The 15,052-nt window shown below is 57.7% G+C and carries 14 protein-coding genes; 10 read left to right on the forward strand and 4 right to left on the reverse strand.

The genetic code is table 11. The annotated features are described in order from the left end of the window. The first annotated feature begins 4 nt into the window (after positions 1-4). Entirely contained in the window at positions 5-1,084 is a 1,080-nt protein-coding gene (locus QP884_RS02200) for an aldo/keto reductase (protein ID WP_284820477.1), read from the forward strand. A gap of 18 nt (positions 1,085-1,102) precedes the next feature. Here the strand turns inward: QP884_RS02200 and QP884_RS02205 are convergent, their stop codons facing one another. Further along, on the reverse strand, positions 1,103-1,795 hold the full coding sequence (locus QP884_RS02205; RefSeq protein ID WP_284820478.1) for a LysE/ArgO family amino acid transporter: 693 nt from the start codon (positions 1,793-1,795) through the stop codon (positions 1,103-1,105). 70 nt (positions 1,796-1,865) lie between these two features. Here QP884_RS02205 and QP884_RS02210 point away from each other — a divergent pair, with 70 nt between their 5' ends. The 4 genes from QP884_RS02210 (at position 1,866) to QP884_RS02225 (ending at position 4,655) form a co-directional block, all read left to right on the forward strand. Then, entirely contained in the window at positions 1,866-2,738 is an 873-nt protein-coding gene (locus QP884_RS02210; RefSeq protein ID WP_284820479.1) for a LysR family transcriptional regulator ArgP, read from the forward strand. A gap of 69 nt (positions 2,739-2,807) precedes the next feature. Continuing rightward, entirely contained in the window at positions 2,808-3,758 is a 951-nt protein-coding gene (locus QP884_RS02215; RefSeq protein WP_284820480.1) for a DoxX family protein, read from the forward strand. Positions 3,759-3,769: 11 nt separating this feature from the next. Then, positions 3,770-4,348, forward strand: a complete 579-nt coding sequence (locus QP884_RS02220) for a hypothetical protein (protein WP_284820482.1) — start codon at positions 3,770-3,772, stop codon at positions 4,346-4,348. Beyond that, a complete protein-coding gene (locus QP884_RS02225; RefSeq protein ID WP_284820483.1) occupies positions 4,341-4,655 on the forward strand; it encodes a transcriptional regulator in 315 nt (104 codons plus the stop codon). Before QP884_RS02220 ends, QP884_RS02225 begins: the two co-directional genes overlap by 8 nt. Here QP884_RS02225 and QP884_RS02230 read toward each other — a convergent pair. The 3 genes from QP884_RS02230 to QP884_RS02240 all read right to left on the reverse strand — a co-directional run bounded on the left by QP884_RS02230 (position 4,630) and on the right by QP884_RS02240 (position 8,435). Beyond that, entirely contained in the window at positions 4,630-5,904 is a 1,275-nt protein-coding gene (locus QP884_RS02230) for a glycosyltransferase family 87 protein (RefSeq protein ID WP_284820484.1), read from the reverse strand. The genes QP884_RS02225 and QP884_RS02230 overlap by 26 nt on opposite strands. An 80-nt stretch (positions 5,905-5,984) precedes the next feature. Next, positions 5,985-7,838 (reverse strand): dihydroxy-acid dehydratase, encoded by a 1,854-nt coding sequence (ilvD, locus tag QP884_RS02235; protein ID WP_284820485.1) that lies wholly within the window; start codon positions 7,836-7,838, stop codon positions 5,985-5,987. 54 nt (positions 7,839-7,892) lie between these two features. Next, positions 7,893-8,435: a PH domain-containing protein gene (locus QP884_RS02240; RefSeq protein ID WP_198492929.1), complete on the reverse strand. Its 543-nt coding sequence runs from the start codon at positions 8,433-8,435 to the stop codon at positions 7,893-7,895. A gap of 307 nt (positions 8,436-8,742) precedes the next feature. On the opposite strand from QP884_RS02240, the gene QP884_RS02245 reads away from it, so the two are divergent. The 5 genes from QP884_RS02245 to QP884_RS02265 all read left to right on the forward strand — a co-directional run bounded on the left by QP884_RS02245 (position 8,743) and on the right by QP884_RS02265 (position 15,028). Next, the gene (locus tag QP884_RS02245) at positions 8,743-10,593 is read left to right on the forward strand and encodes an acetolactate synthase large subunit (protein WP_284820489.1); all 1,851 of its coding nucleotides are present in this window, start codon (positions 8,743-8,745) and stop codon (positions 10,591-10,593) included. A gap of 2 nt (positions 10,594-10,595) precedes the next feature. Continuing rightward, positions 10,596-11,114 (forward strand): acetolactate synthase small subunit, encoded by a 519-nt coding sequence (gene ilvN, locus QP884_RS02250; RefSeq protein ID WP_239228492.1) that lies wholly within the window; start codon positions 10,596-10,598, stop codon positions 11,112-11,114. Positions 11,115-11,213: 99 nt separating this feature from the next. Continuing rightward, the gene (gene ilvC, locus QP884_RS02255; protein WP_284820491.1) at positions 11,214-12,227 is read left to right on the forward strand and encodes a ketol-acid reductoisomerase; all 1,014 of its coding nucleotides are present in this window, start codon (positions 11,214-11,216) and stop codon (positions 12,225-12,227) included. Between the two features lie 112 nt (positions 12,228-12,339). Next, the gene (locus QP884_RS02260; RefSeq protein ID WP_284820492.1) at positions 12,340-14,130 is read left to right on the forward strand and encodes a GmrSD restriction endonuclease domain-containing protein; all 1,791 of its coding nucleotides are present in this window, start codon (positions 12,340-12,342) and stop codon (positions 14,128-14,130) included. Beyond that, the gene (locus QP884_RS02265) at positions 14,078-15,028 is read left to right on the forward strand and encodes a hypothetical protein (protein ID WP_284820493.1); all 951 of its coding nucleotides are present in this window, start codon (positions 14,078-14,080) and stop codon (positions 15,026-15,028) included. Before QP884_RS02260 ends, QP884_RS02265 begins: the two co-directional genes overlap by 53 nt. Positions 15,029-15,052 lie beyond the last annotated feature (24 nt).

The raw sequence follows: 15,052 nt of genomic DNA on the forward strand, positions 1-15,052 counted from the left end.
GACAATGGGTGTCATGAGTATTTATGCACCCGCATCTGACCGTTATGATTCGATGGAGTACCGCCGAGTAGGCAACTCTGGGCTGAAGCTGCCGGCCATTTCCCTTGGCCTATGGCAGAACTTCGGCGACGACCGTCCCCTGGCCACGCAGCGCGACATTCTACGCGCGGCGTATGACCGGGGGATTACTCATTTCGATTTGGCCAATAACTACGGCCCTGAACCAGGTGCCGCGGAGGACAACTTCGGCCGCATCTTCGCCCGCGATTTCCGCCCCTTCCGCGATGAAATGATCATTTCTTCCAAGGCGGGTTGGGTAATGAATGATTCGCCCTACGGTTTCGGTGGCTCTCGCAAGTACCTGGTGAGCTCCTTGGATGCGTCCCTGAAGCGCATGGGTTTGGATTATGTAGATATCTTCTACCACCACCGTCCGGACCCGGATACCCCGCTGGAGGAGACCTTGTACGCGCTGCGCGATATCGTAGCTTCCGGCAAAGCCCTCTATGTGGGCATTTCTTCCTATGGTCCGGAGCTCACCGCAGAGGCCGTGGAGTTTATGGAAGATGAAGGCTGCCCGCTGCTGATTCATCAGCCCAGCTATTCCATTTTGAACCGCTGGATTGAGCGCCCGGGCGAAGACGGCGAGTCGCTGCTTGATGTCACGGCGCGCAGCGGCCTAGGCGTCATCGGCTTCGGCCCGTTGGCGCAGGGTATGCTCACGGACCGCTATATCGACGGCATCCCCGCAGATTCGCGTGCGGCGAAGAATAAGACCTTGGAAAAGGACTGGCTCAATGAGGAGAACCTTTCCATGATCCGCTCGCTCAACGATATTGCAGGCAAGCGCGGGCAGTCGCTGGCCCAGATGGCCATTTCGTGGGTGCTGCGTGACCAGGGGGATCGCACGCTTACCTCGGCGCTGTTGGGTGCTTCTTCGGTGGAGCAGCTCGAGCACAACCTGGGCGCGCTGGATCACCTTGACTTTAGCGCGGAGGAGCTGGCTGCGATTGACGACGTCGCCCATGACGCCGGCATCAACCGCTGGGCCGGCGCCACCGCCTCCCGCGTGCGAGGAAACTAGGCGGGCTGAACCCCGGCCCTAGAGCAGGAGCAACTTGAGCGTTAGGCCAATCATGATGACGCCGATGCCGAAGTTGATCCAGCGCCACACTGTGGGCCGGGACAGCACGTGGGAAAAGCGCGCGGCGCCAAAGCCAATAAAAGGGAACCAAGTGAAGCTGGCGCAGATTGCACCGACGGCGAAAAGCCAGCGCCCCGATTCGCCATATTGATTAGCGATGCTGCCGAGCATGACCACTACGTCCACGTAGGCGCCTGGGTTAAGCCACGTTAAGGCCAGGGCGGTAAGCAGCGGCTTAACCCAGGAGGGGGAGCGCTTAATCTCGACGCGAGTTGCGGTCTTGGTCGTGCTGCGTGCCTGAGAGCCATCGAAGGAGGCGACTTCCTGCGGGACCTTTGGCTGCGTGGATTCCACCTCGATGGCCTCGCCTTTGGTCTTGAGCGCATCGCGGAAGCAGGTGAAGGTGAAGTACGCCAGGTAGGCGGCGCCAACATATTTCAAAACCTGCAGGGCGTTGGGGAATTTTTCTACCAAGTAGCCCACGCCGGCCGTGCCGGAGGTGATCAGGATGACGTCGGAAAGCGCGCAGACGACAATGATGAGGCCAATGTGGTCGCGGCGAATGCCGTATTTGAGCAGCATGGCATTTTGCGGGCCGACGGCCACGATGAGCGATAATCCCAGGAAGAAACCAGCAAGCACGATGGACATGCCTTCTAGTGTGAATTCCCGGCCTGAATTAGTCCAGTTAATGAATCTACAGTTGGTTTAGAATAGCTTCATGAACCCGGTGCACCTAGAAACTTTGCTCGCCATCGTGGACGAAGGCAGCTTCGATGTTGCCGCAGCCGTACTCGGCATATCGCCGTCCGCGGTAAGTCAACGAATTAAAGCCCTAGAATCCAGCACCGGTCGAGTGCTCCTTCGCCGTGCCACCCCGGTAACCGCGACAGAAGCGGGGGAGATCCTGGTGCAATCCGCACGCCGCATGGCGTTGGTACAGGCAGAGACGGATGCCCGCCTAGGCCACCGCTTGGCTCGGGTCCCGCTCTCAGTCGCAGTGAACTCGGATTCCCTAGCGACATGGTTTCGCAGGGTCATTAGCGATACCGCGGGGCGGGGCGATGTTGCCCTGCGCATCCGGATTGAAGATGAGGCGCGCACCTTAGCCATGCTGCGGCGGGGCGATGTGCTTGGCGCGGTGACGAGGGAAGCCACGCCGGTCTCGGGCTGCGAGTCTAGCTTCTTAGGTACGATGCGCTACTTCCCAGTCGCGGCACCACATATTGCAGAAAGCTTCCATAGTGGCCGGCTGACCTGGGAAACTATGCCCCTTGTTGGCTATGGTCCCAACGATCAAGTACTGGATGATGCGATGCGCGAGCGCTTCATTGATTCGGCCGTGGTCCGTGCGCGGGTGTCACAGATTCCTTCTTCCGAGGGCTACCTCGAGGCCGTTCGTGTTGGCCTGGGGTGGGGATTGCTGCCCCAAGCCCAAGCGCTGCCCCTATTGGCGGCAAAAGAGCTGGTGCTTCTCGACGACTCCCCGCTCGATATCGACCTCTACTGGCAGCGTTGGCGCTTGGAATCGGAGGTCTTGAGCGAACTAACGCGTTCGGTCATCGAAGCTGCGAGCGACTTGGTGGCCACATAGCGCGCAAGCTCGCGCGGCGCGCCGTGGTAGGTACCACAAAAGTGCAGGCACGTGCCCTAAGTTGGAGCTATGAGCGATAAGCAGCAACCGGATAAAGCCACCCCGTTTGATGAGGATATGGACGTGCCTACCTACAACGCGAAGCCCGCTAGTAAGGATTCTGTTTCCGGCCAGGAGAAGTCGAAGCCGGGCCTTTTCGAGCGCGCCGGCCGCGCTGAGCCGCAGGAGATCAAGCCTTCTCAGGCGCAGCAGGACCATCCTGAAACCGAGGTGCTGTCCTATTCCAGTGCAAATGAAGCCGCACGTCAGGACAGCGGTGCAGGCGAGGAGACCGTAGCCTTCGCGCAACCGGAGTCCACCACGCCGGCTACCCCAGAGCAAGAAACGGCACTTGCTACTGCCGACGCCCCCGTAGAGAGCACCCTCAGCACCGAAACCGCAGAGGAGCGCGAGGCACGCCTACAGGCGGAACAAGAAGAAAAGGAAGGCTATCAGCGCTATGGTCGCCGCGGCACTATCGACTTCGGCCTGCTGTTTATCCGTTTGGCGCTGAGCGCTTACCTCATCGTCGCCGGAGCAAAGACCTTCTTCACGCTTGGCGATAGCGAGGGCTTGTCCGGCCTGGAAGGCGATTTTGCCAACTATGCTTGGGATACCGCACTGTCCATCGCGGTGCCGACCATGCAGCTTATCGCTGGTGTCTTCTTGCTGCTCGGCCTCATTACGCCGCTGGCAGCCATGATTGGCCTGGTAGTGACCGGCTTTACCGCCGTCCACGAGCTCGCCCAGACCGATGCCGGCCTGGATGTCTTTAGCTGGCCGGAATCCGTATGGCTTTCCTTGGTCCTCTTTGTCATCGCAGTGGGCCTGCAGTTTACTGGCCCAGGCTTTATCTCCCTAGACTTCAAGCGCTCGTGGGCACGCCGCCCACTGGGTACTTCCTGGGCCTTTGTTCTCATCGGCATCGCCATCCTTGCCGCACTCTGGTTCTTCGGCGCAGGCGTTAATCCGCTGAACTAGGCGCTAATGGATTGTCCGTCGCAATAGCGGCGGATTTTCTTTTCCCCTTGCTTTCCGGGGTGGAAAGTATGATACTTTCTAAAGTGGAAAACAACGAAAAGTCGAAGGCGAAAGGAACGGCGATCATGGACGAAAGCGTGAACGAGGCACTGTCCTTCAACGAGGAAGTGGAGAAGGAGCAAAGCGGCAAGCGTAAGACTGTGCTTAATGCTCTGTTTGCTGCAGCGCTTGCAGGAAGCTTTTTCGTTATGAACCAGTGGGAAGAGGATATTTCTCTGTGGGCGTTCCTCGGATTTATGGTGGTTTGGCTCGGAGTGATTATGTGGGTTGGCGCTCATCAGAGTGATGTGCGTCCGAGCTATAGGCAAGATCCTTTCAGTCAGCCGCAGCCGGATAAAAAGTACTACGCTACCTTTCCCATCCTATTTGCTCCGGTGTTCTTCCAGCGCCTTCTCGAAGGACACATGGTAATTGCGGCCATAGTATTCACGATGTGGGGCATCGCTGTATTTTGGGTTCTCAACTCTGGGGCGATGGATCTGTCCACGCGAAGCCACGAAGGCGATAAGCAGGCGAGCGACAATGAGTGAACTTGATCCAATAATTCACCCGCTCAACCGGTTTAAGATTTGTGCGGTACTCAATGCTGCTGGGGCGGTGGAAGGCGCCATCAACAAAGAAATGCGCTTTGCTGCGATTCGAGACAAGGTGAATCAATCCGATGCCACGCTGTCTAAGCAGCTAAGCGCACTGGAAAAAGAGGGGTATGTCAGTCGCTTTCGTGAGTATGGATCCTCGCGAGGCAAGGACACGGTGTGGGTGATGCTCACGGCTAAAGGTAAGGCCGCATTCGATTCGCACCTTGCAGCGCTTAAGACGCTAGCGGGGCAGGAGTAGCGGTATTCGCGTTCCGGTTATTGCGCTGGGAGGAATAGAAAGCGGCTGCGAAAAGTGCGACGGTCAGTATGGTTAGCCACACGAAGTCATCCACCCAGAACTTCTGGTAGCGCTCCATGGCGTGGACATCGACTTGATCGCCCCACCACCATTTGGGAGGGACGGTTAACAGCATGGCTGCCCAGGCGATAAGGACGGTCAGGAGGCTGCCCGCAGCCCATCCGGACGGCAGCCAGGTCCAGGCGCGGAAGACAAAGACCGGGATGATGAGCGTGAGCCAGACCCAGTGGTGCGACCAGGAAACAGGGGAGATAAGGAGGAGGGTGAGGGCGGTGACCAATTGGGCGTCGACAAGCAGATGCTCCTCGCACAGTCGCTTGATAAGCCACGCAGCAAAGGCAATAACCACTAGGGAAGCTGCGAGCCACGCAAGGTTGATGGTCAGTCCATTGGCGTCCATGGCTTCCGTAGAAGAATACATGCGCTGAATGGCTCCCTTGATGGAACTATTGGACTGGTACTCGGTTGCGACGCCGAAGTCGCCGCCAGAGCCCATATCGAGCAATTTAGAGCTGAAGAACTCCACGAACGCGTCCCAGCGGAAGGCTGCGGCGAGGAGAGTGGCAGCGACTGCGGAAATGAGGGCCGTGGCAATCTGCTTCCATTCCTTGCGCACGAGGAAGTAAAGCAGCATCGCGAGCGGAGTAATTTTGATAGCGGCGGCCAAGCCAATCAAGATGCCTTGGGGCAGGAAGCGCTTGCGTGGGACGAGGTCGAGGATAACCAGCGCCATCACCACGATATTGATCTGCGCAAAACCATTGTTGAGGTCAACCGGCTCAAAGCGCAAGGCAATGGCCCAGGCAATGGCGGTAACTGGCAAGAGGAAATCCGGCTTCTTCAGCACCGCCTTGAAGACAAAGTAGAGGCAGACGAGCAGGAGTAGATCGGAGAGGACGACCATGATGTCGCCCGCCATATCATGGTCAATGCCGTCAAAGGCCGTAAGCGGAACCATGACGAGCGCGCCAAAGGGTGGATAAATGAAGGGAAGTTCAATGTCCCCGGCCAGCATGGGCTCGCTATAGACGGAGCGATGCTCAAGGAAGGCCTTGACGCCCTCGCGGTAGACCACCATGTCGATAGGAAAGTCCGTGATGCGGGTGTCTTGAACAATCTTCCTGGCACCAAAAATGAGGCCCAGCAGAACTAAGGCATAACGAAAAAGTGGGGTGCGCGCGAGTTTCATCGCAGTACACTTTATGCGATCTGCAGGTAAACGGGTGCGCACCCCACCGAGGCTCACAGGGATTTAGCAGTTAATACTGGCTAATTTACATGGCCATCGACAACGCGCACCGCGCCGCGATCGGCAGAGGTAGCCATGGCCGCATACGCGCGCAGCGCCTTGGTGATGGGGCGATTGCGGTTCACCGGAGTCCACGGTTGCTCGCGCTGTTCTTGGGCGGCGCGGCGGCGCTTCAGCACGTCCTCGTCCACATCCAGGGTGAGTTGGCGCTCGTGGATGTCGATGGTGATGGTGTCGCCGTTTTCGATGAGCCCGATAAGGCCCTGGTGGGCCGCCTCGGGGGAGATGTGGCCGATGGAAAGGCCGGAGGTGCCGCCGGAAAAGCGGCCGTCGGTAATCAAGGCGCATGCCTTGCCCAAACCGGCGCCTTTCAGGAAGGAGGTTGGGTGGAGCATTTCCTGCATGCCCGGGCCGCCGGACGGGCCCTCATAGCGAATGACCACCACGTCGCCCGGCTGAACTTCCTTATTCAGGATTATCGATACGGCCTCCTCCTGGGATTCGACCACGCGGGCAGGTCCAGAGAAAGTCCACAGCTCTTCTTCAACGCCCGCTGCCTTTACGATGGCACCGTCTGGAGCCAGGTTTCCGCGCAGGACAACCAGGCCGCCGTCGGAAGAAAAGGCGTGATCGGCGTCGTGAATGCAGCCATGAGCGGCGTCAGTGTCGAGCTCGTCCCAGCGGTTGGATTGGGAAAATGGTTCGGTAGTGCGCACGCCGCCCGGCGCGGCGTAGTACAGTTCGCGGGCCGCATCGGTGGCGTGGGGGTTGCGGATATCCCAGTCATCGAGCCACTGCTCGGCGTTGTCATAGAGCGCCGTATGCACCTTCAAGTTCAGGTGCCCGGCGCGGCGAAGCTCTCCCAAGATGGCGGGGATGCCACCGGCGCGGTGGACATCCTCAATGTGGTAGGTGCCATTGGGCGCGACCTTGGACAGGCAGGGCACGCGGTAGGAGATGTCATTAATGTCATCGAGGGTGAAATCCACCTCGCCCTCTTGTGCGGCTGCGAGCGTGTGCAGGATGGTGTTGGTGGATCCGCCCATGGCCATGTCAAGCGCCATGGCATTGGTGAAGGCTTCCTTGGTAGCGATATTGCGCGGGAGAACGGATTCGTCCTCCTCGCCGTAATAGCGGCGGCACATATCGACGATGGTGGAGCCGGCCTTTTCAAATAGGCTGCGGCGAGCCGTGTGGGTGGCCAGGGTGGTGCCGTTGCCGGGCAGCGCCAGGCCGAGCGCCTCGGTCAGGCAGTTCATGGAATTGGCGGTAAACATGCCAGAACAGGAGCCGCAGGTGGGGCAGGCGGATTCCTCTACCTGGGCCAAGCCCTCATCAGATACCGCGTCATTAGCGGAGGCGGTAATGGCGGTGATGAGGTCGGTGGGGGCGTGGGCTACGCCATCAACCACGACGGCTTTGCCGGCCTCCATCGGTCCACCCGAGACGAAAATGGTGGGAATGTTCAGGCGCAGCGCCGCATTGAGCATACCCGGGGTGATTTTATCGCAGTTGGAGATGCATACCAGGGCGTCGGCAGTGTGGGCATTGGCCATGTACTCGATGGAATCGGAGATGATTTCGCGCGAAGGCAGCGAGTAGAGCATGCCGCTGTGCCCCATGGCGATGCCATCATCGACGGCGATGGTATTGAATTCCTTGGGCACGCCGCCGGCCGCTCGTACGGCGTCGGCGACGATATCGCCAACGTTTTTAAGGTGTACGTGGCCGGGGACGAATTGGGTATAGGAGTTGGCGATGGCGACAATCGGTTTGCCAAAGTCATTTTCCTTGGTGCCGGTGGCCCGCCAAAGGGCGCGGGCACCAGAGGCTTGGCGGCCGACGGTAGTTACTTTTGAGCGCAGCGGGAACATGGTTTTCAGTCACCATTCCTTCAAAGGATGTGGGGGAGAGTGTAGGCGGCGTATTTAGTTTTCGGCCGAAGGTTTGAGCTCGGGGTGGCGCTCGAGGTAGTCCTCGTACTCTTCTTTGCTGAGGAGGACTTGTTGGCCGTCGCGGTGGACAATGACCACCTTGTCATCTGCCGCTTCACGGCCCTGGGTAAGGGCGTCAGGGATGCGGCCGCGGGAGGCCTCCGAAAGTCGCGGGAGCGAGTTAAACGTAACGCCGGGCAGGCTGTGCTCCGCGCCGGCCTTGGTGCGGGCGAAGGCGCGGGCGCGTTGGAAGCCGATTCCGGCAAAATCGTCCCATGCGATCTGGATATTTTTCCGGAATGCGTAAGAGATAGCGATTCCAGATTCGGAGACTTTGGTGCGGGATTTTATGACCCACCACAATCCGAGGATGGGGATTATGAACAGCCATGCGAGGTATTTGGGGGCCCATCCGATGCTCAGCAGAGCAATGGCGGACAGGATGAGGATGCCCAAGATGTGGTCGCGGGATGGCTTGAAAACCTCTGCCTGGGTGGTGGACTGACGAGGTTTGTTGTCCTTAGGTGGTGGAGTCATAGTGTGCAAGCCTAATTCACTAAGGCGGGCGAGGGCGAACCTATTTTCAGGCGTGTCCCACCAGGTGGGAATGCGATCCCAAAAGGGGGTAATGTCCACGAGGGTAATACCTATCAAGGTATAGTCATGTCCATGATCATTATTCGACTTCAGGTAGTACCAACGCGGTGGTGACCGCGACGCCTCGTGACGTCGACGCTTTTCGCCCCCGCAGACAGACAAGCCCGCGGGGGCTTTGTTCATATCTGGGGCCGGTATCGATGATGATTAGGACCTGTAATAGACCATTCCAAGGAGCACATTAACCGTGGTTACGACAACTTCGCCCACGCCCGCTTCGGTGGCTGCAGCCTCACGCGCCCACGCTCCGGAGCGGATGAGTGGTGCCCACGCCATTGTCCGCACTCTCGAAGACCTGGGAACCGATCTCGTCTTCGGCATTCCAGGCGGTGCCGTGCTTCCTCTATACGATGCCTTGCACACCTCGACCAAGCTGCGCCATGTGCTCACCCGCCATGAACAGGGTGCCGGCCACGCCGCCGAAGGCTACGCTCAAGCTTCCGGCAAGGTAGGCGTATGCCTTGCCACCTCCGGGCCGGGTGCGACCAACTTGGTGACAGCGCTTGCCGACGCCAACCTGGACTCCGTTCCCATCGTTGCCATCACCGGCCAGGTGGGCAGCAACCTCTTGGGAACCGATGCCTTCCAAGAGGCCGATATTCGCGGCGTGACTATGCCGATTACCAAGCACAACTACATCGTGACGGAACCGAGCCAGATTCCAGCTGCCATTGCAGCCGCATTCCATCTGGCGTCTACGGGCCGTCCGGGGCCGGTCTTGGTGGATATCCCGAAGGACGTGCAAAACGGTGAATTGGAATATTCCTTCCCGGCTACGTTTGATCTGCCTGGATATAAACCGACAACCAAGCCGCACCATCGCCAGATCGCGCAAGCGGTTGAGCTCATTGCACAGGCAGAAAAGCCGGTCATCTATGCCGGCGGCGGTGTTATCAAGGCCGAGGCGGCCAAGGAGCTGCGCGAGTTTGCGGAATTTTCCGGAATCCCTGTCGTGACTACGCTCATGGCCTTGGGCGCCTTCCCGGAATCTCATCCGCTCCACATGGGCATGCCGGGCATGCATGGCACCGTCCCTGCAGTTGCGGCCATGCAGCGAGCTGACCTGTTGATTACTATCGGCGCGCGATTTGATGACCGAGTAACCGGTGATACCTCCACTTTTGCCCCTGAGGCCCAGGTAATTCATGCTGATATTGATCCGGCTGAAATTGGGAAAATCCGCGACGTTGCCGTGCCAATCGTGGGTGATGCCCGCAACGTGTTGGCAGGTCTCTTAAAGGAGTACCGCAAGAACTCCGCGGTGAAATCTCCGGAATTAGGCCCATGGCGGGGCTACCTCGATGGCCTCAAGGAACGGTTCCCCCGTGGCTATGATCCCACTCCGGATGGGCAGCTCAATCCCCAATTTGTGTTGGAAAAGCTGAGTGAAACCGTAGGTCCTGAGGCTATCTACTGCGCCGGTGTGGGTCAGCACCAGATGTGGTCGGCACAGTTCATTGACTTTGAACACCCACGCTCCTGGATCAACTCCGGTGGTGCCGGAACTATGGGCTACGCCGTGCCGGCGGCCCTCGGCGCCAAGGCGGCATGCCCGGATAAGGAGGTGTGGGCGATTGACGGTGACGGTTGCTTCCAAATGACCAACCAGGAGCTCACCACCGCGGCATTGGAGGGCTTTCCGTTGAAGGTTGCCGTCATCAATAACGGCAACCTTGGCATGGTCCGTCAGTGGCAGACACTGTTCTTTAATGAGAACTACTCCAATACCAAGCTGCGAGAACGAGATGTCTATACCCCAGACTTCGTCCGCTTGGCAGAGGCGCTGGGGTGCGAGGCTATCCGCGTCACCTGTGAGGAAGAAGTGGTGCCGGCCATTGAACGGGCCCGCGCAATCAATGACCGCCCCGTGGTCATTGACTTCATCGTTGGTGAGGACGCTCAAGTCTGGCCAATGATTGGCGGTGGGGCGTCTAACGAAGAAATTCAATATGCCCGCGGCTTGCGCCCGCTTTTTGATGAAAATGAATCGGCAGCAGAAACTCCTGCCGATATCGACGAGACTATCCAGGAGGTATAGGCATGGCCCCCAGTGGCGTTTCCCGGCATACCCTGTCGGTCCTGGTAGAAGACGTAGAGGGAATCCTGTCGCGCGTGACCGGCATGTTTTCCCGGCGTGGCTACAGCATCATTTCGCTGGTTTCTGCGCAAACGGAAAATCCAGGGATTAACCGACTAACCATCGTGGTCGATGCATCCGAAAGGATTATGGAACAGGTGACCAAGCAGCTCAACAAGATTGTGCCGGTCATCAAGGTGGTGGAGCTCGAAGCAGACTCGACTGTGGCGCGAGCCCTGATGCTGGTCAAGGTGGCTGCGAATAATGCCAACCGGCCGCAGGTGGTCGATGCCGTTAATATCTTCCGTGCCCGCGTGGTAGACGTGGCACAAGAATCAGTGGTGGTGGAGGCTACCGGTACCCCTGGAAAGCTGGCGGCGCTTCTCGATGTCCTGGAGCCATTCGGTGTGCTCGAGCTGGTGCAGTCTGGTGACGTGGCCTTGGGGCGTGGTCCCAAGGCGATGGCGCCCCCGCGAAATTAAATCCCACTATATGGTCACTCCGTCTCGCACAGTGGTATAGTGCTAGGTGGGACGTTAATTCATTGAACTTACAATTACTACAGAATTGAGGACTACGACATGGCTATTGAAACCTTCTACGACGATGATGCGGATCTGTCTATCATTCAGGGTCGCAAGGTAGCCGTTATTGGCTACGGCTCCCAGGGGCACGCGCACTCGCAGAACCTGCGCGATTCCGGCGTCGAGGTTGTTATTGGTCTGCGTGAAGGCTCCAAGTCGGCGGCAAAGGCCGAGGAAGCCGGTTTTGAGGTCAAGACCGTTGCAGAAGCTGCCAAGTGGGCAGACGTAATCATACTGCTGGCACCAGATACCTCTCAGAAGCAGATCTTTGAAGATGAAATTGCCCCCAACCTGGAAGACGGCAATGCGCTGCTGTTTGGGCACGGCTTGAATATCCACTTTAAGCTGATTGAACCACAGGCCAATGTCACCGTCGGCATGGTTGCCCCTAAGGGCCCTGGACATCTGGTTCGCCGCCAGTTCGTTGACGGCAAGGGCGTTCCGTGTTTGATTGCTACCGAACAGGATCCTAAGGGCGAAGGCCATGATCTGACCCTGTCTTATGCTGCAGCCATCGGCGGTGCGCGTGCCGGCGTTATCCCGACGACCTTCGAAGCAGAGACGGTTACTGACCTCTTTGGCGAGCAGGCCGTCCTGTGCGGTGGCGTAGAGTTCCTGATTCGCACCGGCTTCGAGGTTCTGACTGAGGCTGGTTACGAGCCAGAAATGGCCTACTTTGAGGTGCTGCACGAGATGAAGCTCATCGTGGACCTGATGTTTGAGGGCGGCATCGCCAACATGAACTACTCGGTATCTGATACCGCCGAGTTTGGCGGCTACATTTCTGGCCCTCGCGTTATTGACGCCGATGCCAAGCAGCGCATGAAGGATATCTTGTCCGATATCCAGGATGGCACCTTCACCAAGCGCCTGCTGGCCAATATTGAGGGCGGCAACAAGGAGCTGGAGAGTCTGCGTGAGGAATTTGCGCAGCACGAAATTGAAAAGACCGGCACCAAGCTGCGCGATTTGATGAGCTGGGTCAAGAACCCGCTGGATGCTACTGCCTAGGAATAAAGGGCGGCGTCTGCAGCGCACACCCACGGTGAACAGGCATGTTTACCGTGGGTTTTGCCTTATTTGTGTCAGGTAAAACTCCGGTGCGGGGAGTAGGATGAGGGCCATGGGTTTTACGACGCCAAGCTATGATCTCAAAGACCTTTTTGCACGAATTGATCGCGGGGATATCCAGTTACCTGACTTCCAGCGCAGCTATGCCTGGGATGAAGATCGTATTCGATCTCTTATTGTTTCCGTGCTGCGCGGTTATCCCATCGGCGCGCTCATGGCTCTTGACACCCGAAACGAAAAGATGCGCTTTCGTCCCCGTGCCCTTGCGGGCGCACCTGACACTGGCGTCGACCCCGGCTTGCTCCTTTTAGACGGGCAGCAGCGCCTGACCACCCTGTATCACTGCTTTAACGGCGAGGGCTTTGTAGATACCACTGACTTCCGCAAGAAGAAGATTCACCGCCGCTTCTTTATCGATATCCGCGCAGCCGTACGCGGCAATCTTATGCCGGATGATGCCATCTTCGCAGTCAATCAAGACGGCAAGATTTGCTCGCACTTCGCACCGGCAATTGAGAGCGAAATCCTAACGCGCGAAGATGCGCTAGAGAATATGTGCATTCCCGTGGCCTCTCTGCTAAGTGAAGACGGCGTCGGCATGCTTTTTGAACTTGCGGCGACCAAGCAGGAATACAGCGCGGAACTGGCGGCCTTTAATAATCGCATCATTCGGCCATTGTCCGGCTATGACCTGCCAATGATTCGACTTTCCCGCGAAACGGAGCGAGCCGGCATCGGCTCGATTTTTGCCCAAGCGAACTCGGCCGGCCTGCAGATGGACGTATTCGATCTCCTAACTGCCGTCTTTGCCTCTGAGGATCCCAGCTTTCACTTGGCCGCTGATTGGCAAGAAGTGGAAAAGGATCTGCGTAAGTCCCCAGCTTTGGATGGAATTGGGCGCACCGAGTTTCTCTCCGCAGTATCGCTTCTGGTTTCCGGTGAAAAGGGCTGTGCAGGTGGCCAGCGCGAGGATATCTTGAAATTGTCATTGGCGGAGTACAAGTCGGCAGCCAACGATCTGCGCATTACCTTCCGTGAGGTATCAGAGTTCTTGGCGGAGCGATGCATCCTCAGCATGGATCAGGTTCCGTTTAATGAGCAGATTGTTCCCCTGGCAGTCATTATCGCCCGCCTGGCCAAGCGCGGGGGAGCGCTTTCTACCGAGCAGTCCTGGAACCGCATCAACCAATGGTTCTGGTGTGGCGTCTTTGGCGAGCTCTACGGCTCTTCTGCAGTGCAGCTGCGTGCAGCTCGCGACGTAGATGAGGTCACCGAATGGGTAGCCGGTGCAACGGATGAGACGCCGAAGACCGTCACCGATGCCACCTTCCGTGAATCCCGTCTGCTTTCCGTAGATGACAAAGACGGCGTATGGCACGGACTCTATGCCCTCCTCATGGCGCGCGGTGCGAAGGACTGGCGCACCGGAAAGACCTTCACCCGGCATACCTTTGAAGAGCTCAAGCCAGGCTTTTTCCCTGTATTCCCGCTCAATTGGTGCAAGCGTCACGGAGTTGATCCCGTCTTGGCTGAGTCGGTGATGAACTACACCCCGATGGGCAAGCGAACCGAGGTAGTGCTCGACGGTTTCGCCCCCAACCGCTACCTACCTCGCGTTCAGTCCAAGTCCATCATGGAAGATGTGCAATTTGATGAGGTGCTAGCATCCCACGAAATGAACCTGGATTTCCTGCGCGCATCGCAGCCGCGTGAATTCCTTGCGGACCGCCGTCACCGATTCTTGGGCATTGTGGAATATGCTTTAGGTAAACCCGTTATCCGCGATGTGGATGAAGCAAACCTTTTTGGTGGAGAGGAAGGTCCGCAAGCTTTTGATCGCTAAATCTGTGCGCTTGGCCGCTACAGTGCTTGTTGCTTCTCTTGCGCTAGCAGCCTGTGGCACTCCGGTCACAGAATCCAAGCTGGTCAGGCGTGGTCTGTCCGATCTGGATGAGTCCGAAATCGATCTCAGCAAGGCCAAGGCGGAAAACCAAAACCGTCTTATTGATCCGAAATTTGATGGCAAGTTGGTCATTGTTAATGACCCCATTGGAATTGAAGCCAGCCGACTATTTTTTGAAGATTCGGATTCGCTTGTCCTTTTTGCCCCGGACGATAAATCTGTTCTTCGTGCAGCGACCTTGGCGGTAAACCAGCATTTGCCGGCGGTGCAGTATGACGATGCTAGACGTTTGGAAATCCATAAGCTGCTCACGGACTTAGGGGTAAATCGCTTGGTGGTAATTGGAGACGTGCCGTGGACGGAAACATCTGGGGACTTCAACGTGATCAAGGATCCGGGAACGCATAAAGCATTGGGGGAGTTCACGGCATTCCAGTATGGTTCCAAGGTGGTTGCTTCCCCAGAGCAGATGGTGAAAGATATCGCGCGTTTGGATAAGACTCCTCAAGTGGAGCTGCGCCCTGCTTGGGTGCCGTATGAAGGCGAACTTGATGTCGGAGAGGAAAAGAAGAACCAACCCATCCCAGCACAGTCCCGCAGGGACGGCCAGATGGCGCCAAATATCGTTGCCACTAAGGATAGCCCCATCGCGAACGTTATTACTGCGGCAGCATACGGTGGAAGAGTTTTGGTCGTGCCGACTGCTGATCCGCTAGCGGATAAGCACAGCATGGCTGCTGTAGCGGGCCTTGAGGACGGCGCCTTAGTAGCTTTGGGGCCGGAATTCGGTCGAGTGAAAGAATTTAAGGCAAAAATCAAGCAGGGCACTCCTGACTGAACTACACTTCCTTGACACGCGGGC

This window comes from Corynebacterium tuberculostearicum (genome assembly GCF_030229345.1).
Taxonomy (GTDB): Bacteria; Actinomycetota; Actinomycetes; order Mycobacteriales; family Mycobacteriaceae; genus Corynebacterium; species Corynebacterium tuberculostearicum_G.